The organism is Burkholderia pyrrocinia, assembly GCF_018417535.1.
In the GTDB taxonomy this organism is placed as follows: Bacteria; Pseudomonadota; Gammaproteobacteria; order Burkholderiales; family Burkholderiaceae; genus Burkholderia; species Burkholderia pyrrocinia_E.
In genome coordinates this window covers 272,332-294,888 of the sequence record NZ_CP070979.1, presented here as the reverse complement: position 1 = coordinate 294,888, position 22,557 = coordinate 272,332, and the positions used below count along the sequence as shown (strand labels likewise).

24 protein-coding genes and 6 pseudogenes are annotated in these 22,557 nt (G+C 68.3%); 14 read left to right on the top strand and 16 right to left on the bottom strand.

Going from position 1 to position 22,557, the window contains the following annotated elements; genetic code table 11:
• Nucleotides 1-131: 131 nt before the first annotated feature.
• Complete coding sequence (locus JYG32_RS34365) at nucleotides 132-908, top strand: SDR family NAD(P)-dependent oxidoreductase (RefSeq protein ID WP_213268069.1); 777 nt, start codon at nucleotides 132-134, stop codon at nucleotides 906-908.
• Nucleotides 909-1,030: 122 nt separating this feature from the next.
• On the opposite strand, the gene JYG32_RS34360 is transcribed toward JYG32_RS34365, so the two are convergent.
• Nucleotides 1,031-2,242 carry a sugar transporter gene (locus JYG32_RS34360; RefSeq protein WP_213268068.1) on the bottom strand — a complete coding sequence of 404 codons (1,212 nt, stop codon included), beginning with the start codon at nucleotides 2,240-2,242 and terminating at the stop codon, nucleotides 1,031-1,033.
• Between the two features lie 209 nt (nucleotides 2,243-2,451).
• Between JYG32_RS34360 and JYG32_RS34355 the strand changes: the two genes are divergently transcribed.
• Nucleotides 2,452-3,126 (top strand): HAD family hydrolase, encoded by a 675-nt coding sequence (locus JYG32_RS34355; RefSeq protein WP_213268067.1) that lies wholly within the window; start codon nucleotides 2,452-2,454, stop codon nucleotides 3,124-3,126.
• Between the two features lie 220 nt (nucleotides 3,127-3,346).
• Here JYG32_RS34355 and JYG32_RS34350 read toward each other — a convergent pair whose 3' ends face one another.
• A complete protein-coding gene (locus JYG32_RS34350) occupies nucleotides 3,347-3,589 on the bottom strand; it encodes a DUF6566 family protein (protein ID WP_174382503.1) in 243 nt (80 codons plus the stop codon).
• Between the two features lie 263 nt (nucleotides 3,590-3,852).
• Here JYG32_RS34350 and JYG32_RS34345 point away from each other — a divergent pair.
• From JYG32_RS34345 to JYG32_RS34335, 3 genes and pseudogenes are all read left to right on the top strand, one after another.
• Nucleotides 3,853-4,114: pseudogene (locus JYG32_RS34345) on the top strand (MgtC/SapB family protein); the annotation flags it as partial.
• Complete coding sequence (locus tag JYG32_RS34340; protein WP_213268066.1) at nucleotides 4,111-4,449, top strand: hypothetical protein; 339 nt, start codon at nucleotides 4,111-4,113, stop codon at nucleotides 4,447-4,449. The pseudogene JYG32_RS34345 and the gene JYG32_RS34340, both read left to right, overlap by 4 nt.
• Nucleotides 4,446-5,471 (top strand): annotated as a pseudogene (locus JYG32_RS34335) (VTT domain-containing protein); the annotation flags it as partial. The gene JYG32_RS34340 and the pseudogene JYG32_RS34335, both read left to right, overlap by 4 nt.
• 120 nt (nucleotides 5,472-5,591) lie before the next feature.
• On the opposite strand, the gene JYG32_RS34330 reads toward JYG32_RS34335, so the two are convergent.
• The 8 genes and pseudogenes from JYG32_RS34330 to JYG32_RS34295 all read right to left on the bottom strand — a co-directional run.
• On the bottom strand, nucleotides 5,592-5,978 hold the full coding sequence (locus JYG32_RS34330; RefSeq protein WP_213268292.1) for a DUF3022 domain-containing protein: 387 nt from the start codon (nucleotides 5,976-5,978) through the stop codon (nucleotides 5,592-5,594).
• Entirely contained in the window at nucleotides 5,975-6,136 is a 162-nt protein-coding gene (locus tag JYG32_RS34325) for a DUF1328 family protein (RefSeq protein WP_174384184.1), read from the bottom strand. The genes JYG32_RS34330 and JYG32_RS34325 overlap by 4 nt, the downstream gene beginning before the upstream one ends.
• A 49-nt stretch (nucleotides 6,137-6,185) precedes the next feature.
• Entirely contained in the window at nucleotides 6,186-6,374 is a 189-nt protein-coding gene (locus JYG32_RS34320) for a DUF3008 family protein (protein ID WP_174384183.1), read from the bottom strand.
• 64 nt (nucleotides 6,375-6,438) lie between these two features.
• Nucleotides 6,439-7,869 carry an RNA polymerase factor sigma-54 gene (locus JYG32_RS34315; protein ID WP_213268065.1) on the bottom strand — a complete coding sequence of 477 codons (1,431 nt, stop codon included), beginning with the start codon at nucleotides 7,867-7,869 and terminating at the stop codon, nucleotides 6,439-6,441.
• 293 nt (nucleotides 7,870-8,162) lie between these two features.
• Complete coding sequence (locus JYG32_RS34310) at nucleotides 8,163-8,351, bottom strand: hypothetical protein (protein WP_213268064.1); 189 nt, start codon at nucleotides 8,349-8,351, stop codon at nucleotides 8,163-8,165.
• Between the two features lie 49 nt (nucleotides 8,352-8,400).
• Complete coding sequence (locus JYG32_RS34305) at nucleotides 8,401-8,712, bottom strand: hypothetical protein (protein WP_213268063.1); 312 nt, start codon at nucleotides 8,710-8,712, stop codon at nucleotides 8,401-8,403.
• Nucleotides 8,709-8,945 (bottom strand): hypothetical protein, encoded by a 237-nt coding sequence (locus tag JYG32_RS34300; protein ID WP_213268062.1) that lies wholly within the window; start codon nucleotides 8,943-8,945, stop codon nucleotides 8,709-8,711. The genes JYG32_RS34305 and JYG32_RS34300 overlap by 4 nt, the downstream gene beginning before the upstream one ends.
• 152 nt (nucleotides 8,946-9,097) lie before the next feature.
• Nucleotides 9,098-9,397: pseudogene (locus JYG32_RS34295) on the bottom strand (hypothetical protein); the annotation flags it as partial.
• Nucleotides 9,398-9,536: 139 nt separating this feature from the next.
• Between JYG32_RS34295 and JYG32_RS39635 the strand changes: the two are divergent.
• The 5 genes and pseudogenes from JYG32_RS39635 to JYG32_RS34270 form a co-directional block, all read left to right on the top strand.
• A pseudogene (locus tag JYG32_RS39635) lies at nucleotides 9,537-9,782 on the top strand (hypothetical protein); the annotation flags it as partial.
• Nucleotides 9,783-9,851: 69 nt separating this feature from the next.
• A complete protein-coding gene (locus JYG32_RS34285) occupies nucleotides 9,852-10,283 on the top strand; it encodes a CBS domain-containing protein (RefSeq protein ID WP_174384131.1) in 432 nt (143 codons plus the stop codon).
• 89 nt (nucleotides 10,284-10,372) lie between these two features.
• Complete coding sequence (locus JYG32_RS34280) at nucleotides 10,373-10,855, top strand: PRC-barrel domain-containing protein (protein WP_213268061.1); 483 nt, start codon at nucleotides 10,373-10,375, stop codon at nucleotides 10,853-10,855.
• 204 nt (nucleotides 10,856-11,059) lie between these two features.
• Complete coding sequence (locus tag JYG32_RS34275) at nucleotides 11,060-12,355, top strand: MFS transporter (RefSeq protein ID WP_174384128.1); 1,296 nt, start codon at nucleotides 11,060-11,062, stop codon at nucleotides 12,353-12,355.
• Nucleotides 12,356-12,400: 45 nt separating this feature from the next.
• Entirely contained in the window at nucleotides 12,401-13,183 is a 783-nt protein-coding gene (locus JYG32_RS34270; RefSeq protein ID WP_213268060.1) for a substrate-binding domain-containing protein, read from the top strand.
• A gap of 24 nt (nucleotides 13,184-13,207) precedes the next feature.
• Here the strand turns inward: JYG32_RS34270 and dctA are convergent, their stop codons facing one another.
• From dctA to JYG32_RS34255, 3 genes and pseudogenes are all read right to left on the bottom strand, one after another.
• Nucleotides 13,208-14,530, bottom strand: a complete 1,323-nt coding sequence (dctA, locus tag JYG32_RS34265) for a C4-dicarboxylate transporter DctA (protein WP_213268059.1) — start codon at nucleotides 14,528-14,530, stop codon at nucleotides 13,208-13,210.
• A gap of 43 nt (nucleotides 14,531-14,573) precedes the next feature.
• Entirely contained in the window at nucleotides 14,574-15,497 is a 924-nt protein-coding gene (locus JYG32_RS34260; protein WP_213268058.1) for a LysR family transcriptional regulator, read from the bottom strand.
• A gap of 89 nt (nucleotides 15,498-15,586) precedes the next feature.
• Nucleotides 15,587-15,949 (bottom strand): annotated as a pseudogene (locus tag JYG32_RS34255) (LysR substrate-binding domain-containing protein); the annotation flags it as partial.
• Between JYG32_RS34255 and JYG32_RS39520 the strand changes: the two are divergent.
• From JYG32_RS39520 to JYG32_RS39790, 3 genes and pseudogenes are all read left to right on the top strand, one after another.
• Complete coding sequence (locus tag JYG32_RS39520) at nucleotides 15,911-16,120, top strand: hypothetical protein (protein ID WP_213268358.1); 210 nt, start codon at nucleotides 15,911-15,913, stop codon at nucleotides 16,118-16,120. The pseudogene JYG32_RS34255 and the gene JYG32_RS39520 sit on opposite strands and share 39 nt — an antisense overlap.
• Nucleotides 16,051-16,275, top strand: a pseudogene (locus JYG32_RS34245) (uracil-DNA glycosylase family protein); the annotation flags it as partial. The gene JYG32_RS39520 and the pseudogene JYG32_RS34245, both read left to right, overlap by 70 nt.
• Before the next feature lie 146 nt (nucleotides 16,276-16,421).
• Complete coding sequence (locus tag JYG32_RS39790; RefSeq protein ID WP_249744996.1) at nucleotides 16,422-16,682, top strand: hypothetical protein; 261 nt, start codon at nucleotides 16,422-16,424, stop codon at nucleotides 16,680-16,682.
• 22 nt (nucleotides 16,683-16,704) lie between these two features.
• Here JYG32_RS39790 and JYG32_RS34235 read toward each other — a convergent pair whose 3' ends face one another.
• Both JYG32_RS34235 and JYG32_RS34230 read right to left on the bottom strand, forming a co-directional pair.
• Nucleotides 16,705-19,014, bottom strand: coding sequence for an ATP-binding protein (locus JYG32_RS34235; protein ID WP_213268057.1), 2,310 nt, complete (start codon nucleotides 19,012-19,014; stop codon nucleotides 16,705-16,707).
• 238 nt (nucleotides 19,015-19,252) lie between these two features.
• A complete protein-coding gene (locus JYG32_RS34230; RefSeq protein ID WP_174380793.1) occupies nucleotides 19,253-20,620 on the bottom strand; it encodes a sigma-54-dependent transcriptional regulator in 1,368 nt (455 codons plus the stop codon).
• 347 nt (nucleotides 20,621-20,967) lie between these two features.
• On the opposite strand from JYG32_RS34230, the gene JYG32_RS34225 reads away from it, so the two are divergent.
• On the top strand, nucleotides 20,968-22,035 hold the full coding sequence (locus JYG32_RS34225) for a sigma-54 interaction domain-containing protein (RefSeq protein ID WP_174380794.1): 1,068 nt from the start codon (nucleotides 20,968-20,970) through the stop codon (nucleotides 22,033-22,035).
• Between the two features lie 114 nt (nucleotides 22,036-22,149).
• On the opposite strand, the gene JYG32_RS34220 is transcribed toward JYG32_RS34225, so the two are convergent.
• Entirely contained in the window at nucleotides 22,150-22,527 is a 378-nt protein-coding gene (locus tag JYG32_RS34220) for a DUF5594 family protein (protein ID WP_213268056.1), read from the bottom strand.
• Nucleotides 22,528-22,557: the final 30 nt, after the last annotated feature.

Below are 22,557 nucleotides of genomic sequence, written 5' to 3'. Positions count from 1 at the left end.
AATTCTGAATGCGCCATTGTTCCATTTTTTTGCGACCGCCGAACGACCACAATGAGCTTCAGGCGTGAATCGCAATCGATTCGACTCTGCAACATGCGTCGCCTTGATCCTCAACTCTGGAGAATCTCATCATGAACGCAAGCACCAAACCGGCTCAACTCGAGGGCCGCATCGCACTGGTGACGGGTGCCAGTTCCGGCATTGGCCGCGCATCCGCGATCGAACTCGCACGTCGCGGCGCGAAGGTCGTCGTCTCCGCGCGGCGCAAGACCGAACTCGATCGACTGGTCGAAGAAATCGTGGCCGCCGGCGGCGAAGCAAAGGCCTTCGTCGCGGACGTCGCGAACGAAGACGATCTGCGCAAGCTCTTCGATTTCACGGTATCGACCTACCGACGCCTCGACATCGCGTTCAACAACGCCGGCACGGAAGGGGTGTTCGCGCCCCTGCTCGAGCAAGATGCCGAACGGTTCGACATGGTGTTCGAGCCGAACGTGCGCGGCGTGTTCAATTCGATGAAGTACGCGGCCGAAATCATGCTGCGCCAGGGCTCGGGCAGCATCATCAACAATGCGTCGATGGGCGGGCTCATCGGCTTCGAGAATGCGTCGGTCTATATCGCGAGCAAGCACGCGGTGATCGGGATGACGAAAACCGCTTCGATCGAGTGGTTCAGGCGAGGCGTCCGCGTCAACGCACTGTGCCCCGGGCTGATCGAAACGCCGTTCCATCATCGCGGCATCTGGCCGTCGGACGATGCCCGACAGAGCTTTGCCGCAGCGACACCGGCGGGACGGTGGGGATCCGCCGAGGAGATGGCGACGATCGTCGCGTTCCTCGCATCGGACGATGCCAGCTATGTGTCGGGGCATGCACTGGTGGCCGACGGCGGCTATTCGATTGCATGACAGGTGAAGCGCGATCCGGCATGCCGCGGTCGTTCAGCGTTGTGTAACTGGACTGACTGCACGCCGTCGGGTCACGCATCCCGGTTTGCAAGGGAGGTGAACGCATCGGGCCACTGCCGACTTCACTGCACGCCGGAACCCGGCGTCGGTTGCGCCACCGCCCGCCGCGCGTGAAGGCGCAACGCGAGCCACGCGATCCCGACCGCGAACGCGCCGACCACGCCGCCGAAGGTGCCGACCCACGGCAGCCCGAAATCGCCCGCGATATGGTTGCCGAGCAGCGCGCCGGCGCCGATGCCGACGTTGTACAGGCCCGAGAAGATCGACACGGCCAGGTCGGTCCCCTCCGGCGCCAGTTTCAGCACCCACGCCTGCATCGCGAGGCCGAAACAGACGATCGCCCCGCCCCAGACCAGCGTATGCACGGACAGCGTGACGATGTTCAGCGCGCACGGGAACAGGATCAGCAGGCAGCCCGACAACGCGACGATCGACGCCAGCAGGAACTTGTCCGGCTGGTCCGGATAGACGCGATTGAAGCAGATCGCGGCCGGCATGCCGGCGATGCCGAACAGGATCAGCACGTACGTGATCCGGCTGCTGCTCGCGTGGTTCACGCTCTGGACGAACGGTTCGATGTACGTGTACGACGTGAAATGCGCGGACACGACGAGCACGGTGATCGCGTACAGCGCCACCAGCGCCGGCTTGCGCAGAAAGACGCCGATGCTGCCGAGCGATCCGGCGCCCTGGCTCGGGAGTTCCGGCAACGTCGCGCGCAGCAACAGCAGTGCAACGCCCGCCGCGCCCGCGATGATCAGGAACGTGACGCGCCAGCCGAACGCCTCGCCGATCACGCGCCCGAGCGGAATGCCGGCGACCATCGCGATCGACGTACCCATCGCCAGCATGCTCAGCGCGCGGCTTTTCCGGTCGCTCGGCGCGAGCCGCACGGCCAGCGGGACGGAAATCGACCAGAACACCGCATGCGCGCATGCGATGCCCAGCCGCCCGACCATCAGCACCGCGAAATTCCACGCGACACCGGTGACGATGTGGCTGGCGATGAACACCAGCAATGCCCAGACCAGCAGCTTGCGACGCTCGACATGACGCGTGACCAGCGTCAGCGGCAACGACACCACGGCAACGGCCCACGCATAGATCGTCAGCATCAGGCCGACGTCGGTCGGCTGCATGTGCAAGCTGTCGCCGATCGCGCTGAGCAGCGCGACGGGCACGAACTCGGTGGTATTGAAGATGAAAGCGGTGAGTGCCAGGGCCACTACGCCCCACCACGCGTGCTTGGAACTGAGGGCGTCCGGTGTGGCCATACCTGGAATCGACGAGACGAGGGTTGGGGGCGCGCACGGCGCGGAAAGCCCGGCCCGACGCATCGCCCGCGATTGTACCAGCGGCGCTTGACTCGTCACGGCACGTTGCGTGCCACGGGACATCGCCATGACATGGCCGCGCGCCGATAATATGTCGACGGAATTTTCACGGACGATTCGCTCGAACCCTATCGAGCCAGGAGATTCACATGCGCATTGAAACCTCTTTTCTGTTCGATCTCGACGGCACGCTCGTCGACAGCGTCTATCAGCACGTGCTCGCGTGGAAGGAAGCGCTCGACGCCGAGGGCATCGAACTGTCGGTGTGGCGGATCCACCGCAAGATCGGGATGAGCGGCGGCCTGTTCCTGAACCAGTTGCTGCGCGAGACGGCCGGCGACATCGACGCCGAGCGCGTTGAACGGCTCGCCCGGCTGCATGCGGCCGCGTACCAGCGGCTGCGCGCGCAGGTGCGGCCGCTGCCGGGCGCGCGCGAGCTGCTGGCCGCGCTGTCGAGCGCGGGCATCCGCTGGGCGATCGCCACCAGCGGGCGGATGGAAACGGCCGCCATCAATCTCGAGGCGCTCGGCGTCGATCCGGCGAAGAACGTCGTCGTCACGCGCGACCAGGTGAAATACGCGAAGCCGGACCCCGACCTGTTCCTGACCGCGGCCGCGCAACTGAACGTGCCGATCGAACACACGGTCGTCGTCGGCGACAGCATCTGGGACATGCTCGCGGCCGCCCGCTGTCGCGCGCTCGGCGTCGGGCTGCTGTCGGGCGGATACGGCAGCGACGAACTGGAGCGCGCGGGCGCGCTGCGCGTGTACGACGATCCTGCCGACCTGCTGTGGCACCTCGACGAAATCGCGGCGCGGCCCTGAGCCATCCGCCTGACCGACATCGTCCGGATCACCGAAATCGCTTTCGCCGGACGGCTCCTTTCGGGGCACACGTCCGCGCGGTTCATGATCGTCCGGCACCGAAACAGCCAGCCAGGATCCTGGAGGATGTCGGGCCGCTCGACCGTCGCGCTCACGTCGTAGCGCCAGAGGCAAAGCGTGCGCGGATCGTTTTCGGCTTTCCTCCCCGGCGCCAGGCCGGTCAGTCGTCGTCGACGCGCTTGTCGACGAGGTAGCGCCCGCGCTCAATGCCCGCGCGCAGCGCCTCGTCCTCGGTCGGCCATTCGGTGCCGGCCGGCTCCGGCACATCCGGCTCGACGCGCGCGCCGTCGACAACCACCTGCACCTCGTCGCACCACGCGCCGCGGTCGTTGCGCCGCGCCCATACGTGGATCTCGTGGCCGCGATACGGGTCGCGAACCTGTGCGTCCTGTTGATGTGGCACGGTGGCCTCCTGTGCTTATCTGCGATGACGATGCAAAAAATGCGCGCCTCATGATCGCCGCGCGCGCCGCGCCCCTCACGCGCAAGGTGCGTGCCCGGCCGGCACGCACCTTGCGTCCCCTTGCGCATCGAACCGCTTGCCGGCACGTGCCTTGCGTCCCCTTCGCGCATCGAACCGCGTACCGGTAAGCGCGTGACGGCACGCAAGGCATGCACGCCATGATCGCCCACTTCGAACTTCTCGGGCGCCTGCTGCCAGCCGCGCTGGTCGGCAGCGTGATCGGGCTCGAACGCCGCTTCATCGCGCAGCGGCCGCAGCGCGCTGCACGACGCGCTCGGCAACGGCCGCGTGCGCGTGAAGCAGTTCATCGTCCAGCAGTCGGACGACGATCCGGACACCGACGACATCCCGGTTTCGTTCTCATACACGAGCGGGCCGGAATTCGCAGCGATCTGCCAAACGCTGCGACGCGTCGCCGGCGTGCGGAACTGCCGTCCCGACACTTCGTCAAGGAGTCTCGTGTGAACCAGACTGACCTGCTCTCCTATCTCGTGACGAGCCAGTTGACCGCGCGCATGCGTTCCGGCGCGTGGCCGGCGACCAGCCAGCTAGTCGGCGTGCTGCGCGCATGGCTCGCGTGCCATCACGCCGAATGCGGCTGGCTCGACCGGATCCGGATCGCGCACGCGTCCGCGACGATCGCGCAAGGGATCTACGACATCGCGGTCACGCACGGCAACCCGGACTGCCGCAAACGCGTGCGGCTCGACGCGGACGGGCCGGAACTGCGGGCGCTGCGCGCGCGGTGCGATGCGCTGCTGCAGCGCATCGACGGCAATCGGAACATCGACCTGCGATGATCATGCCGGATCGCGCGGTGCACGACGATACGACCGCCGGCGCAACGCACGCAGGCGACGCGATGCGCCACGGCCTGCTCGAACGCGGGCGCAACTGCGACGCGATTTGCCATGCGGATCGCTTCACGACGCTGGTCGACGGCGATGCATACTTCGCGACGCTGCGCGCCGCGTTGCTGCGCGCACGTCATACGGTGTTCATCGTCGGCTGGGACGTCGACAGCCGGATGCGGCTCGCGCCCGTCGGCGCCGGCGACGGCTTTCCCGACACGCTCGCGGCCTTTCTGCACGCACTCGCCGCCGCGCGGCACAACCTGCGCATCTACGTGCTCGCGTGGGACTTCGCGATGATCTACGCACTGGAGCGCGACTGGCCGCCCGTGTATCGCGCCGGCTGGCACGCGCATCGCGGCATCGTGTTCCGGCTCGACGATACGCATCCGCGCGGCGCGTCACATCACCAGAAGCTCGTCGCGATCGACGACCGCCTCGCGTTCGTGGCGGACTCGACCTCGCGCGCGCACGCTGGGACACGCCCGCGCACGCGGCCGACGACCCGCGCCGACACGACGAGCACGGGATGCCGTACGGGCCGTTCCGCGACGTGCAGGCGATGTTCGACGGCGATGCGGCCGCCGCGATCGGCGAGCAGGCCCGCTCGCGCTGGCTGCATGCATGCGGACGCCCGATCGCGATCGGCGCGCACCGGCACCTCGAGCGGCCGGACGACGACGATCCGTGGCCGCCCGACGCGCGCGTCGACGTGCGCGACGTGCGGATCGGCATCGCGTATACGGCGCCGCGCCACCGCGGCCGCGAGCCGGTACGGCAGGTGCGCGCGCTGGTCAGCGACGCAATCCGTGCCGCGCGCCGGCACCTGTATATCGAAATACCAGTATTTCACCGCGGCGGTGGTGCGCGAGACGCTGTCCATGCGCCTCGCCGATGCGTACGGACCGGACGTGACGGTCGTCGCGCCGCGCATGCAGAGCGGCTGGCTGCAGGAAGCGACGATGGGCGTGCAGGTGCGTGACCGTTCGCGCGGCGGCGGGTCGAACGGCGTCGTGGCGCGCTCATGCTTGTGCAGAATCGCGGCGAGCCGCTCGATGATGCGCGAATCGAACCCGGCGTCGAGTTCGGCGTCAGGGCGCGCGCAGCGCAGCGTCGAGTTCGGCGCGTGTCACGTCGAGCGCCACGCAGCATTCGATCGCGGTGTCCTCGACGCGCGGCTTGCGTTCGTCCACCGCGCGCCGCGAGCTGTCGCACAGATACGTGCGCACGCGCAGCCGGTCGGCTGCATCGAGCGATGCATAGCGTGCGATCGCGTCCGCGTCGAATCGCAGGTCGACCGCGCAACGCCATTCGCGCGCGCTTTCGTCGGCGGGCACACGCACCCACGACACCTGGATCGTCAACCGCCCGGACGCGTCGTCCGCATGCACGGCGACGGTCGACTCCGACGGAAAGCCGTTCGCGAGCGCGTGCTCGAGCTCCGCGATGCGCTGCGACCGGTCGGGCGCGCGGCTCATCGACGCACGACGCCCAGCAACAGCGTGACCAGGAAGATCACGACGAAGATGTAGAACAGGATCTTCGCGATCTCGGCCGCGCCGGCCGCGATGCCGCCGAAGCCGAGCACGGCCGCGACGATCGCGATGATGAAGAAGATGATGGCGTATCGCAGCATGGATACCTCCTGGATGACAGCGCTCGTCACCGCACGTCGTCGTCGTCGATCACGCATCGTGCTTGTGCCCGGGTTTGCCGTGTACCGGCGTGGAAGCCATGTTCTCGAGTTCCTTCTCGCTCATCGATTCGGCCATCGACTTCGCCGGCGGTTTGAGATCCTTCATTTTCGTCCGGCCGCGCCTGGCCGACAGGGCTGCCCCTGCCGCACGCTGCTGGGCCTGGGATTTCGCTGGCATGGTTGCGCTCCTCTCGTTGGCGCGCGCCGCGCTGCGCGGCGCACGGTTCGGTCGGCAAAAATCGTCATGCGGCGTCGCGCCGCCGCAGTTCGGCCGGCGGAATCTTCATCGCCTGGCGGTACTTCGTCACCGTGCGCCGCGCAAGCAGGATGCCGCGGCCCTCGAGGCGCTGCGCGAGCGCGACGTCGGACAGCGGTTCGGTGTGCCGCTCGGCCGCGATCATGTCGCGGATCAGCACCTTCGCGGCCGCCGCCGAGCACACGCCCTTGCCCGCCGCCTCGAGCTTGCGCGGGAAGAAGTGCTTGAACTCGAACGTGCCGTGCGGCGTGGCCATGTACTTGTTGCCCGTTGCCCGCGATACGGTCGATTCGTGCAGGTCGAGCTCTTCCGCGATGTCGCGCAGCACGAGCGGCTTCATCGCGATCTCGCCGTAGCGGAAGAAATCGCGCTGCCGCGCGACGATGCACTCGCCGACCCGCCGGATCGTGTCGAAACGCTTCTGCACGTTGCGGATCAGCCAGCGCGCCTCCTGCAGCTGCTGGCCGAGCGGCGAATCGCGCTCGCCGCTCGACTGCGCGAACAGCGTCGCATAACGCTCGTGCAGGCGCGCGCGCGGCAGCACGGCCGGGTTGATCGTCACGATCCATTCGTCGCGCACCTGGCGCACGATCACGTCGGGCACCACGTAGTCGCCGCGCGTGCTGCCGTAGTGATTGCCGGGGCGCGGATCGAGCCCGCGCACGAGCGCGCACGCCGCGTGCAGCGTCTGCGGATTGCAGCCGATGCGCCGCTGGATTTCGGCCGTCTCGCGGCGCGCGAGCCGTTCGAGATGCTCGCGCGCGATCGCTTTCGCTTCCGCGAGCGCCGGCGTGCCGGCCGGAATCGCGTCGAGCTGCAGCACGAGGCATTCGGACAGCGAGCGCGCGGCGATGCCCGGGCGATCGAGCATCTGCACGAGCCGCAGCGCGACCGCGAGATCCTGCCCGGACAGCAGCAGCGCGGGATCGGCCGCGACCAGCAGATCGGGCAGTTCCTGGCGCAGATAACCATCGTCGTCGAGCGCGTCGATCACGATGCGCGCGGCTTCGCGATCGCGTTTGTTCAGCGGATAGAGGCGCAACGCATCGTGCAGTTGCTGATGCAGCGACGGCTCGGCCGCCATCCATTCGCCGGGCGACAGGTCGTCCGCGTCGCCGTCCTGGCGGCCCGTGCCGCGCGGCGCGGGCGCGGCCGTATACGACACGTCTCCATCCGGCGGGCGCGCCTCGTCGGGTTCGGGCGCGGCGGCCTCGGCCGCTTCGGCGGCGTGCTCGGGCATGTCGGCGGCCGGTTCGTCGTCGCCCTGGCCATCCTCGAGAAACGGATTCATGTCGAGCGCCTGCCGCAATTCCTGCTGGAATTCGAGCGTAGACAACTGCAGCAGCCGCAGCGACTGTTGAAGCCTCGGCGTAAGTGCCAGATGCTGCCGCATCTGGAGCGCAAGCGTGACGGGCATCGAAGGTCCTCCTGGCCGTGTGCGAGTTTCGTATGCGCCATTCACGCAGCTTTCATGCCAGTTCTGCCGATCGCGGTGTGTCGCGGTTCTTGCAGGTTCGTACCCCGACGGGCTCCCCGCGCGAAACCGCTTTTTTACAAGCCGGCGGCAAGTTTGGGGCACGCCTTTCGCGCGGCGGCCGGTGCGCGTTTCGCGATTTCGTCGGCCGACAGCATCGCGGTGCGGGACATGCCATGCGCGGCGCTTGTACCGTCCCGCCCCACCCGGCCCGTTCGTCGGACCTGGCTCGGCGCTCAGTACTGCATCGGCGGCGGCGTGCCCGGCAGCGGCGGGTCGCCCTGCGCGCCGTTCGGGGCCCGGCGGCGGCACGTCGGCCGGCTCGCCGCCCGCGTGCCGTAGGCGGTGGTCTGCGTGCAGGCGCCCAGCGCGCACGCGGCGGCAAGCGCGCATGCGGCCACGCGAATCGTCCGGATCGGTTTCATCGGAATCCTCCGTGCGATCGACAGTTCCGGGCGGCCGTCAGCGCGCCGCTCAGAGCCGGTTGAAATGGACATTCCCCGCATACGCGGTCGGTGCGCGGCGCGCCATCATCACGTCGAATTCGGCCGCGACGCGGGCGACCGACGCGCGTTGCCGCTCGACGTCGGCCCGTTCGAGCGCGGCGAACGCAGCGGCGTCGAAGGTCACGGTCAGCGACGCCGGATGGCCGTCGACGCGAAATCCGAAATGCAACGCGCCGGCCGGCTGCTCCTCGACATGGAACGGCATCGCGCGCGCTTCGAAATGGCGGCCGAGCGTCTCGGCAAGCTCGCGCAGCATGCCGGGTCTCACGCGAACGCTCATGGCCTGCCCTCCTGGCGCGCCGCGCCCGACGGCGGCGCCCGCACCGGCAGCGCGCGCGGCGGCGGCTCGCGCTCCGGCGGCTCGGCCCCGGGCGGGTCGCCTTCGGGATGGCAGTACGGCTCCGGCGTGCCGGGCGGCACGTCGCGGTCGGGCTCGGGCGTCCCGGGGTCCGGCTCGACGTCGGGCATCGGCGGATCGGGCCGATGCCGCGACGGCGCGGGGTCCTGTTTCATGGGCGTTCCATCGTTGCGGTGGTCGCGGAAGGGTCCGCAATCCGCGTGCCGTCCATGCGCGCCGCCGGCACGCGCGAAGGCCGACCCTGCCGTGCGGCGCGCCATGCCTTCGCTACACCGTTCACTGAAAATCTTGCAAGCGCGTGCCGCCAGGCGTCGTACGCGGCCATCACGAGCCACAGCTCGCGGCCGTCGTCCCGCACGCGCGCTGCGAGCGCATACGGATCGGACGGATCGCATGCGTGCTGCAGCGCGAAGCGCGCGGGCTCGGTCGAGCCGAACGTCTCGTCGCCGAGCGGCCGCCCATTCGCCTTGCCCTCGAACATCCGGCGCTCCGGCCGGTAGATCAGCGGCTCCTGCTTCCACGCATTGAAGTGGCTCTTCACCGAATCGAACCCGCCGCCGCATACGTTGACCTCGTAACGCACGCCCTGTCGTCGTTTCGGAATCATCGTCGTGTCTCCCGCTTGAAGAGTGCGCACGGCTGGCGCCGGTCGCCGCCGTCGACGTGGCAAATCGCGTGCCGCGCGCCACGCGGGAACGGCCGTTGCGCGCCCGCCGGAGTCATCGGCACCGACACGGAGCCCTGCCATGAAGGATTCGACCCGGTCCGGCCGCGGCACGCCGGCGCGTGAGCGGCGACCCGACGCATCCGCACCGTTGAAGGACCCGGACCGCGCACGCACGCATCACTCGGAACGGCATATCGACCAGCAGCTCGAGGACACGTTTCCGGCGAGCGACCCGCCCGCGACCGGCGGCGTCACGCGCATCGAGCCGGACCCGCCGCCCGGCACGCACGACGAAGGCCCGTGGCAGGACCGGCGGGACCGCGACGCGCGACAGGCGAACGGCATGCCGCTTGCTGAACCGACGACCCGCCCGTCCCCCTTCAAGGAGAACGTCATGCATCGCGTCAACGAAATCATGTCGCAGGACGTCGTGCACATCGCGCCGACCGATTCGATCCGTCATGCCGCGCAGTTGATGGAGCGCTACGACATCGGCGCACTGCCCGTGTGCGACAACAACCGGCTGGTCGGGATGGTGACGGACCGCGACCTCACGGTGCGCGCGATCTCGGCCGGCAAGCCGCCGGAAACGCGGATCCAGGAAGTCGCGTCGGGTCCGATCGAATGGTGCTTCGACGACGATCCGCTGGACGAGATCCAGCGCTACATGGCCGACGCGCAGTTGCGCCGCCTGCCGGTCGTCGATCACGACAAGCGGCTGGTCGGCATGCTGTCGCTCGCGGACATCGCGACGCGCACGGCCGGCCCGGCGCACGACGACATCGCGAACACGCTCGAAGGCGTGTCGCAACCGAAGCAGACGTGACGGGGCGCTCGCCGCTCCGTCCCGCCCCACCGCGCGACCCGCGGCCCGACCCGGGCACGGTCGCGCCCCACGCAGCCTGGAGGACAACCATGCAGACTCCCGATCAAGGTCGGACCCGTATCGTCGGCAAGGGCGCCGCGACGGCAGCCGGCCCCGGCCCCGACGTGATGGCGGCCAGCACGCTGGAAGGCGACAAGGTCTTCACGACCGACGGCGACGATGTCGGCAAGATCAAGGAAATCATGCTCGACGTACGCTCGGGCCGCATCGCGTACGCGGTGCTGTCGAGCGGCGGCCTGCTCGGCATCGGCGACAAGCTGCTCGCGATCCCGTGGAGCGCGCTGACGCTCGACACCGAACGCAAGTGCTTCCTGCTGTCGGTGTCGTCGGAGCGAATCAGGAACGCGCCCGGCTTCGACAAGGACCGCTGGCCGGCAATGGCCGACCCGCAATGGGCCGAGCCGCTGCACGAGTTCTACGGCAGCGTGCCGTACTGGAGCGCCGGCGACGAACTCGGGCTGACCGACCCGACCGAGGAACTGAACGATCCGCGCACGCGCGGCCATCATTGATCGTTCGCGATTTTCCGGTGCGTTAGCCGACACGCCCCGCGCATGCGGGGCTTCTTTTCGTCTCCCGGCAGCTCCTATTGATAACCGGACAACATCAATCATTCCAAAAATTGCACTTATCGTTCCCACGTCTCCGGGCGAACATTGCCAAAACGACAATCGATCGCCTTCCGCGCATTTTCTGGATTTTCTGGAGACACCCTGATGCACCCCTCGCCCAGCCTTCCGACCGGACGTTCGAAGGCCGCCGCGGTATTCCGCGTAACGGCCGGCAACTTCCTCGAGCAGTTCGACTTTTTCCTGTTCGGCTTCTATGCGACCCAGATCGCCGCCGTGTTCTTTCCCGCCGCGAGCGAGTTCGCTTCGCTGATGATGACGTTCGCCGTGTTCGGCGCCGGTTTCCTGATGCGGCCGCTGGGCGCGATCGTGCTCGGCGCGTACATCGACGACGTCGGCCGCCGCAAGGGCCTCATCGTCACGCTGGCCATCATGGCAAGCGGCACCATCCTGATCGCGTTCGTACCGGGCTACGCGACCATCGGCCTGCTCGCGCCCGTGCTCGTGCTGATCGGGCGGCTGCTGCAGGGCTTTTCGGCAGGCGCCGAGCTGGGCGGCGTGTCGGTCTATCTCGCCGAGATGGCCACGCCCGGCCGCAAGGGCTTCTTCACGAGCTGGCAATCCGCCAGTCAGCAGGTCGCGATCGTCATCGCGGCCGGCCTCGGCTTCGCCCTCAATCAATGGCTGAGCGCATCGGCCATCGCCGCGTGGGGATGGCGCGTGCCGTTCTTCGTCGGATGCATGATCGTGCCGTTCATCTTCATGCTGCGCCGCAACCTGGAGGAAACGCAGGAGTTCAAGGCGCGCCGGCATCGTCCGGGCATGAGGGAAGTATTCGGTACGCTGGTCCAGAACTGGGGCGTCGTGGTCGCCGGCATGATGCTGGTCGCGATGACCACGACGAGCTTCTATCTGATCACGGTCTACGCGCCGACCTTCGGCAAGACCGTCCTGCACCTGAGCACCGCCGACAGCCTGCTCGTGACGCTGTGCGTCGGCGTGTCGAACTTCGTATGGCTGCCGCTGGGCGGTGCGCTGTCCGATCGCATCGGCCGCCGGCCGCTGCTCGTCGGCATGACGGTGCTCGCGATCGCGACCGCCTATCCTGCGCTGTCGCTGCTCGCTCATGCGCCGTCGTTCGTCAACATGCTGCTCGTGCTCCTGTGGCTCTCGTTCATGTACGGGATCTATAACGGCGCAATGATCGTCGCGCTGACGGAAGTGATGCCGGTGGAAGTGCGCGTGGCAGGCTTCTCGCTGGCCTACAGCCTCGCGACGGCCGTGTTCGGCGGCTTCACGCCCGCCATCTCGACGGCGCTCATTCACATGACCGGCGACAAGGCCGCACCGGGCTACTGGATGAGCCTCGCCGCGGTGTGCGCGCTCCTTGCGACGTTCGCACTCTATCGCCGCCGGACGGCGACGCTGACGCCCGCGCACTGACACCCCATGCCGGGCAACCTGCCCCGACTCCGCACGACCACCACCATGAAAAACCTGCTCCTGAAACTGTGCGCGACCGCGCTCGTCGCCACCTCCGCAGTCACCGCGAACGTGCAGGCCGCCGAGCTGCACGTGATGAGCTCGGGCGGTTTCACCGCCGCGTACAAGCTGCTCGGCCCGCGCTTCGCGGCGCAGTCGGGCAACACGCTGGACACCGCGCTCGGCCCGTCGATGGGCAAGTCGCCCGAAGCGATCCCGAACCGGCTCGCGCGCGGCGAGCCTGCCGACGCGGTGATCATGGTCGGCTACGCGCTCGACGATCTGATCAAGCAAGGCAAGGTGATCCCCGGATCGCGCGTCGAGCTGGCCGATTCGCGCATCGGCATGGTCGTGCGCGACGGCGCGACGAAACCCGACATCAGCTCGGCCGAAGGCCTCAAGCAGGTTCTGCTGCATGCAAAATCGATCGCCTATTCGGACAGCGCGAGCGGCGTCTACATCGAGCGGGAGTTGTTCAGGAAGCTCGGCATCGAGGACCAGGTGAAATCGAAGGCGAAGATGATCCCGCGGATCCCGGTCGCGTCCGTGGTCGCGAACGGCGACTACGAAATCGGCTTCCAGCAGGTGAGCGAACTGCTGCCCATCCAGGGCGCGACCTTCGTCGGCAAGATTCCCGAATCGCTGCAGTCCGTCACACGCTTCGCCGCCGGCATCCCCGTCGGCGCGCAACATCCGAAGGAAGCGAAGGCACTCCTCGACTATCTCGCGTCGCCCGGCGTGCAGGCGGAAGTGAAATCGACCGGACTGGATTCCGCGTCCGCACAGTGAGCACGAACCACGGGAAGGCGTGCGTCAGACAGCCTTCCCGTCGCGCCCGGCGCCGGGCCCGGCTTCATCGGCGCCGTTCGGGCACGCCGGCCCGGCCGCGCTCAGCATCCGTGCGAGACGCGCACGATCGCACGCCCCTTCCCACGACGAAACGAAGATCACCGCACACGCATTGCTGATCACGCTCGTCAGCGCACGCGCCTCGGACATGAAGCGATCGATGCCGACCAGAAGCGCGACCCCGGCAACCGGCAGGTCGGGCATCACGGCGAGCGTCGCGACGAGCGCGACGAGCCCGCTGCCGGACACGCCGGCCGCGCCCTTCGACGTCAGCAGCATGACGGCGAGCATCGCCGCGATTTGCGGCGCGGAAAGCGGCACGTCGCACGCCTGCGCGATGAACAATGCCGCGAGCGTCAGGTAGATCGCGGTGCCGTCCAGGTTGAACGAGTAGCCGGCCGGCAGCACGAGCCCCACGACGCCCTTGTCGCAACCCAGCGACTCCAGCTTGACGATCAGCCGCGGCAACACCGGCTCCGTGGACGAGGTCGCGAGGACGATGAGCAATTCCTCGCGCAGGTAGCGCAACAGCCGCCACAACGCGAAACCGTGCAGTCGTGCGAGCGGCGCAAGCACCAGCGCGACGAACAGCGCGCAGGCCACGTAGAACGCCACCATCAGCCTCGCGAGCGAGCCGACCGAGCCGATGCCGAAGCGGCCCACCGTGAAGGCCATCGCGCCGAATGCGCCGAGCGGGGCGAGCCGCATGATCATCGCGAGCACGCGAAAGACAACCTGCGCGACGCCGTCGATCAGCGCCAGCACGGGCCGCCCGGCCTGCGGATACGCATTCAGCGAAAAACCGGACAGCAGCGACAGCAGCAGCACCGGCAGCACCTCGCCCGTCCGGAACGCGCCGAGCATCGTGTCCGGGATCACGCTCAGCGCGAACTCGACGAGCCCGTGCGGTTGCGCATGCTGCGCATATTGCGCAAGGATGCTCGAATCGAGATGGTGCACGTCGACGTGCATGCCGGCGCCGGGCCGCAGCACGAACGCGGTGACGAGCCCGAATGCGAGGGCGACGGCGGTCAGCAGATAAAAAAGCGCCAGCGCGCGCACGATCGTGCGCCCGATGGCTTTTCCGTTCGCCAGCGACGTGATGCCGGAGACGATCGTGCAAAACACGATCGGCGCGATCATCATCCGCACGAGGCCGACGAATGCATCGCTGAGCGGCTTGAGCATCGCGCCCGCCGACGGCCAGAAGTGGCCGACGCTCATGCCGAACACCATCGCCAGCAGGACCTGCACGTAAAGCGAACGAAGCGGTCTTGCCAGCCTCACGATGCGATCTTCCTCGATGTTCCGGTCGTACGCTTCATCTTCGTCACTTCGATGCATCGCTGCTTGCGGCGCCGCCGCGTTTCGCGTCGACAATCGCCTGGTGAAACGCCTCCGCGGCCGGCGTCAGCGCGCGTCCGCGCCGTTTCACGATGCCCACCCGGCGCTTGACCACCGGTTCGACGAGGGGCACGCTCGTGAGTACGGGATGGTCATGTCCGGGCATCGCCATCGACGGTACCGCGGCGACGCCGAGCCCCGCTTCGATCAACCCGAGCAGGGTCGTCACGTGGCGCGTCTCGCACACGCTCGGCGCACGCGGCGCGACGCTCGTCAGCGCCTGGTCGAGCAACAGGCGGTTGCCGGAAGTCTTGTCCACCGACACATACTCGTACTCGTAAAGCTCGTTCCAGGTCACGCGCTTCTTGCCCGCGAGCGGATGATCGCGCCGGCACGCGGCGACAAACCGTTCCTGCAGCAGCAGCTTGAACTCGATCTCGGGCTCCTGACTGCCCATGAAACTCACGCCGAAATCGGCCTCGCCGCTGATGACCGCGCCCAGCACGTCGTTCGCGCTCGCATCCAGCAGCTTGACCCTGATGCGCGGAAAGCGGCGATGATAGCTCGCGATCACGTTCGGCAAGAAGTAGTAGGCCACCGACGGCACGCATGCGATCGTCACATGACCGAGGCGGCTCGATGAAACGTCGCGGATGCCGAGCAGCGCGACGTCGAGATCGTCCAGCAGTTGCTCGGCGCTCGGCGCGAACACGCGCCCGACGGTGGTCAGCGTGACGCTGCGGGTGGTGCGCTCGAACAACCGCACGCCGAGCGCTTCCTCGAGTTTGTCGATCCGGCGACTCAAAGCGGGCTGCGAAATGCTGATCGCGTCGGCGGCCTTTCGGAAGCTTCCCAGCTCCACCACCGCGCGAAACGCCTGCAAGTCGGTCAAATCGAAGTTGATTCCCACGGGCCACGCCTCCGCCATTTCAGATGGCGGGTATTTTGCATGATTCGGGCAGGCGCACCCAGCCGGGAGATGCCCGACTCGGACGCCCGCTACGCGCGATGCCGCAGCGCATCGATCACGATGGAGAACGCGCGCGATGCCTGGCGGCGGCTCGGGTAGTACGCGTGATAGCCGGGAAAGACCGGGCACCAGTCCGGCATCACGATGCGCAGCTTCCCGCTGCGCACGTGTTCGAGCACGATGTCTTCGGTGACGAACGCGATCCCGAACCCGTCGAGCGCCGCCTGCACCAGGTGCGGCTGCGTATTGCAGGTGATCCGCCCCTTCACGCGCGCCTGGATCTCGTTCCTGCCCTTCTTCAGCTCCCACGCATAATTGCCCTTCGCGGTCGCGAGCCGCAGCGTCACGCAGTCGTGATCGAGCAGGTCCTGCGGCGTTTTAGGCGGCTTGCGATCGCGCTCGGCGCGACGACGGGCGGCCTGCTGTACGACGCGCACGGCTATCGCGCGACGTTCGCGATGAGCGCGGCACTGCTCGTCTTCGCCGGCGTGCTGGCGTTCGCGGCCGCATGCTCGACCGTGCGCTCTAAGAAGCCGGAATCGAGCGCTCGCACGTCTACCTGACGAACGCCGTCAAGCACTTCAAGTGGGAGCCGCGCGGCAAGCGGCGGCTGCACAAGACACCCGCGCAACGCGAGGTGGCAGCATGCCGCTACTGGCTCGAGCGCGAACTCGACGCGGTGCGGCCGCGCGTGATCGCCGCGCTCGGCGGCACCGCGTTTCATCCAACGCGTTGAAATTTTGTGACGCGACGACGGGCGATCCCGCCCGCGATTCACCGGGCATGCCGATGGCCAGGCGACGGGGCCCATCGGCGCGGCCCTCGATACGGGGAGCGACACCATGCAAAAAATCGCGTTGATCAGTGAGCACGCATCGCCGCTGGGGGGAATCGGCGGCGGCGACGCCGGCGGCCAGAATTGGCAGCGACAGCGAGATCGCGATGATCGACGTCGTGCGCGAGGTCGTGCGGATCGTCGGCGCGACGGTCGCGATCACGTTCCGGCCGCTACTATCCGGCCGCTGCCGTCGGACAATCCGCGCCCGCGGCGGCCGAATCCCGACGCCGCGCGCAAGCGGACTCGCGCACATCGGCACGCAAAGCCGGCCCGCGCCCGCGTCATGACCCGCACGGGTCACGCCGCGCGTCAGCCGTCGAGCTTCGTCACGTCGGCGATCTTGTGCGCCAGTTCGCGCACGTCGACCGGCTTGCACAGATAACCGTCGAACCCGGCCTCGAGCGCGCGGCGTTCGTCGGCAATACCCGCGTGCGCCGTGACGGCCAGCACGCGCACGTCGGGCGGCCCGCCGGCGCCGTCCGGCGCGCCGCGCCGCAACGCGTCGAGCAGCCAGAAGCCGTCGCCGTCCGGCATCGCGAGATCGGACAGCACGACGGTCGGCCGCATGTCGGCGGCCACCGCGAGCGCTTCCCGGCCCGACGACGCGATCGCGACGGCCGCGCCGAACATGGTCAGCGCAGCGGTGAGGCTCGCGCGCGTCGTCGCATCGTCGTCGACGATCAGGATGCGTTGCGCATTCAGCACGAGCGGCTCGTAACGGCCGTGCGCCTGCGCGCCCCCCCAGGCCATCGCGCCCATCGGCTGCCAGCCGGCCGGCAACATCACCGTAAACGTCGTGCCGCGATTGCGCCCGGCGCTCTCGACGCTCACGCGGCCGCCGTGCAGCTCGACGATATGCCGCACGATCGACAGGCCGAGGCCGAGCCCGCGCCGCGACGACGCGGGCGAATCGTCCGCGCGGCGAAACATGTCGAACACGTAGGGCACGAATTCCGGCGCGACGCCCTGCCCCGTGTCCGACACGGTCAGCCTCGCGTGCGCGGCGTCGTGCACCAGCCCGACCGTCACGGCGCCACCGGCCGGCGTGAACTTGAGCGCGTTCGACACGAGGTTCGACAGCATCTGCCGCAACCGCTCGGCATCGCCTGACACGATGCAGGTGGTCGCCGCGCAATCGAACTCGAGCACGATGCCGGCGGACGCCGCCGCGGTCTGGAACGCGCCGACCGAGTCGGAGAACAGCCGCACGATGTCGACCGGCATCGCATCGAGCCGCAGCTTGCCGGTCGCGAGCGACGACGCATCGAGAATGTCGCCGACCATCCGCGTGAGCGAGCGGGCGCTGCGGTCGATCGCATCGATCGCCTGCTGCTGCAGCGCGTTGTCGCCCGCGTTGCGCAATACCTCGATCCAGCCGTAGATCACGTTCAGCGGCGTGCGCAGTTCATGCGACACGGTCGCGAGCAGTTCGTCCTTCAGGCGGCTCGACGTATCGGCCTGGTCGCGCGCATCGCGCGCCCGCTGCAGCAAGCGCCGCGCACGCAGGTCGCGCCGGCGCTGCGCACCGACCTCGCGCAGCATCACCGACAGCGCGACGCAGGCGCGCGCATCGCCGCGCACCGGGCACGCCGCCAGGGTCGCGCGAAAGCGCCGGCCATCGCGCCGCACGCACAGCAGGTCGAGCGGGCCGATCGCTTCGCGGATGCCGTCGAACGTGTCCGGCAGCGGATGGCGCTTCAACCAGCGCGTCGCGATCAGCGTATTGAAGCCGCGACCGTGCGCATCGGCGGCGTCGTAGCCGAACATCCGCTGCGCGGCGGGGTTCCAGCTCACGATGCGGCCGCGGCCGTCGACGCCGACGATCGCGTCCGGCGCCGCGTCGACGACGGCGCGCTGCAGGCGCGACGCGTCGGCGCGCGAGCGGTTCGCGCCGCCGTCGCGCAGCAGCAGCACGGCGCCGTCGACGTTGCCGTGCGTGTCGCCGATCGGCGCGGCGAGCTCGACGATCGACACCGGATCGCCGTCGCCGGGCGCATGCAGCCAGTGCCGGTCGGACACCGTCTTCGCACCGTCGAGCGCGCGCTCGAGCGGCGTCGTCTGCACGCGACGGCCGTCGCGGTCGACGATCCGCAGCACGTCGCGCACGAGCTGCCCCGTCGCGTCTTCCGGCTCGCAACCGGCAAGCTCGGCCGCGGCCGCGTTCATGTAGGTCAGCCGCCCTTTCGTATCGGCCGCGATCACGCCGTACGGCAGCGCCTGCAGCACGGCCTCGAGCTGCTGTCGCGCGGCCATTTCGCGCCGGTGCGCCTGGTTGTTCGTGAGCCGCGTGTGACGCAGCATCGTCGCGATCGCGCACACCAGCGCGCCGACCAGCATGAACGTGCCGAGCCGCACGAGCCGGTCGGGCAGCGGCTCCGTGTAGGCGGCCGGATCGGACAGGAACAGCGTCCACACGAGCATCCCGCTGATCACGGTCGAGATCGCCCCGAACAGGAACGACGTCGCCCATGCGGCGCCCGCGAGCAGCGGGTAGTACAGGACCAATGGCAGGTTCACGCCGCCGAAGCGGATCGCGAGCGCCTGCAGCACGGTCGCGATCGCGACCAGCATCACGGCCGTTACGTAACTTCCGGCCTGCGGTCGTGCAATTTCAATCATCGGACACGCTCCTGCCGGATGGGCGGTGGCCGTCCACCGGCGTGCGACAGGTGGGCACCGCGCATGTTCGCCGGGTAAAACCGGCAGCCCGGCCGCGCCCCCCGGAGATCTTCATGCCATGACCCGCGCGAGCGGCGCGCGATTGCGCCGCACGTCGGGCGCATGCGCGGCCGGCTCGAGGGCGACGCGCATCGGCGTACGGAAACGGCGGCATGAGCGCGATCGCGGCGGCATCCAATCAGGAATCCGGTTTTTCCGCTTCGTCTTCCAGTTGCGCGAGCCGGTTGTAGATCGTTTTCAGGCTGACGTCGAGCACCTCCGCTGCCTGCGCCTTCACGCCGCCGCACTGCGCGATCGTACCGAGGATCAGCTTCCGGTCGACTTCCTCGAGCGGCGTGCCGAACGGCACGGTCACGCGGTCCTCGTGCGAATCGACCATGTTCGACAGCTCGTCCATGATCGGCGGCGGCAGCGTTTCGATGACGTCGGTGTCGCTGAAGATGCTCGCGCGCTGCACGAAGTTGCGCAGCTCGCGCACATTGCCGGGCCACGCGTAGGTCTTCAATGCTTCGCGCGCGGCCGGCGCGAAGCGCAGGTTCCGACCGTTTTCTTCGTTGAAGCGCTGCAGGAACGCGTCGGCGAGCATCGGGATGTCGTCGCCGCGCTCGCGCAGCGACGGCAGCGGAATCGGGAACACGTTGATCCGGTGAAACAGGTCGGGCCGCAGCTTGCCGTCCGCCATCGCGGCTTCCGGGTCGCGGTTCGTCGCGGCGACGATGCGCACGTCGACATCGATCTCGCGCGTCGAGCCGAGCCGCGTGAGCCGCCCGGTTTCGAGCACGCGCAGCAGCTTGACCTGCGATTCGAGCGGCATCTCGGTGATTTCGTCGAGAAACAGCGTACCGCCGTCGGCGCGTTCGAAGAAGCCCTTGTGCTGGCGCTCGGCGCCGGTGAAGCTGCCGCGGTCGTGGCCGAACATCTCGCTTTCGACGAGGTTCGCGGCGATCGCGCCGCAGTTCACCGCGAGGAACACGCCGCGGCGGCGCAGGCTCAGGTCGTGCACGGTCTGCGCGGCGAGTTCCTTGCCGGTGCCCGATTCGCCCGTCAGCAGCACCGACGCCTCGGTGCGCGCGACCCGGCCGATCGCGTCGTAGACGGCCTGCATCGCGGGCGAGCTGCCGAGCATGCGGCCGAAGCGGCCGAGGCGCTGCAACTCCGAGCGCAGCTCGGCGATTTCCTCGTGCAGTGCGGTCGTGCGCGGCACGCGCGCGAAGATGCTGTTCAGCCGCTGCATGTTCAGCGGTTTCACCAGATAGTCGGTCGCGCCGCGACGCAACGCATCGATCGCGGTCTCGAGGCTCGCGTGACCCGTGGTCAATACCATTTCGCAGTGCGAGTGCTTGGGCAATGCGTCGAACAGGTCCATGCCATTGCCGTCCGGCAGCACGAGATCGCACAGCACGAGATCGGGTGTATGCGTCGAGACGAGCGTGCGCGCTTCTTCGAGCGTCGCGGCCGTATCGCACGCGAGCTGCTGCGTGCGCGCGAGCGTCGCGAGCATCGTGCGCGTATCGGCGTCGTCTTCGACGATCAGGACATAAGGCATCGAAGCTCCTGGTGAAGCGGCCCGGCGCACGCGTCGGCCGAAACCGCGACGGGCGTGCAGCGCGTGCCGCGTCACCCGGCGCGCGGCAACGCATTTTGCGCTGCACACCAATGTGCAGACAAGCTGTCCTGCGATGAAAAACGAGTGCTTAGCAGTATAGAAGACCCGTGCCGGGCATTCTCCGACCATCGAATAAATCTATCCGCTCTCGCCGCCTGCATTGCAAGATTCAATGTCTCGCCATCGGCATAAAAGGTAATCTTCATGCAGGAAATGCGGCGCGCGCCACGTCGTTTTTCCTTTTGTCTGAACGCATTCGGTCAAATTTCCCCGTCCGATCTCGCGCCATGTCGAAATCCGCCGATAACGGTACGCGGCTGTCCGGCCGCTCGCGTTCGATCCAGACCTTGTTGCTGCGGGTGTCGCGCGTGGCCGCGACCCACGTCGGGGTGCTGATCTTCGGCGAAAGCGGCGCGGGCAAGGATCTCGTCGCGCGGCTGCTGCACGACCTGAGCCCGCGGCGGCGCGGGCCGTTCGTCCCGGTCAACTGCGGCGCGATTCCGCCCGACATCGCGGAATCGCAACTGTTCGGTCACGAGAAAGGCAGTTTCACGGGCGCCGTGGCCCAGCATGTCGGCATGTTCGAGGCCGCGCGCGGCGGCACGCTGTTTCTCGACGAGATCGCCGAGATGCCGCTCGAGCTGCAGGTCAAGCTGCTGCGCACGCTCGAATCGAACACGATCATGCGCGTCGGCGGTCATGAATCGATTCCGCTCGACGTGCGGATCGTCGCCGCCACCCATCACGATCCCGTCGAGGCCGTGCGCAGCGGCCGCCTGCGCGAAGACCTGTTCTTCCGGATCGCGACGGTCGCGCTGCACGTGCCCGCGCTCCGGCAGCGCGAGGACGACGTCGGCGACATCGCGCTGCAGATCGTCGAGCGGCTGAATGCGCGGCATCGCACGCGCAAGCGGCTGTCGATGCAGGCGATGAAGGCGCTGCGCGCCTATACGTGGCCCGGCAACGTGCGCGAGCTGCGCAACGCGCTCGAGCGCGCGTTCATCCTCGCCGACGAGCAGATCGAGCTGCAGTTGCCGCGCGGCCAGCCGCCGCGCGAGGAAGTGCGCCACAACGCGATGACGCTGCATATCGGCACGACGCTCGCGCACACGCAGCAGCGTTTCATCGCCGCGTCGCTGCGGCACTTCAACGGCGACAAGCCGCGCACCGCGAAGGCGCTCGGCATCAGCCTGAAAACGCTGTACAACCGTCTTGCGCTGCTGCCCGAGCACGAGCGCAACGTCGCGGCGGGCACGGCCGCCGCGCCGAGCTCGAACGCGATGCCTGCCGCCGGCCCTCCCCTTCCTGCCCCTCCCGCCGGCAAGCCGCCCTCGCCGCCTCCGCCGCATCAATGAGCGCGCCGCGCGGGCGGTGCCGTTCACGACCGGTAACGGCGACAGGTTCATCGCGGGCATCGCGCCAGCAGCCAATCACTCGTCCGTCCGTCGCGCGTGCATCGCACGACGCGATCACGCATCGAAATCCAGATCGCCGATCAGGATCTCGCGGTCGCGCTGGGTCCGCGTGCCGAAGTCGACCGGCAATTCCATCTGCCATCGTTCGATCGTGACGGGCAGCGCCGCGAGATAACGATCGAAGCGGCCGCGGTCGGGCTCGGCCAGCAGATCGTCGATTGCATCGTCGCGCCACGCGAGCCGCGCATTCAGCCGGTTCGGCAAGCCGACGGTCGACGTGAGGCCGATCACGTCGACGCAGGTCGGGCTGCCCTGCCCGACCTGCGGCACGACATCGACCTTCACTTCGCCGGGCCGGTACAGGCCGAGCAGGCGCGCGGCGATGCGCGGCGCGAATTCGGTTTCGAAACGTGCGCGAACTTCGGGATTCATTGCTCCTCCTGGTTCGAATCATGTAGCCGG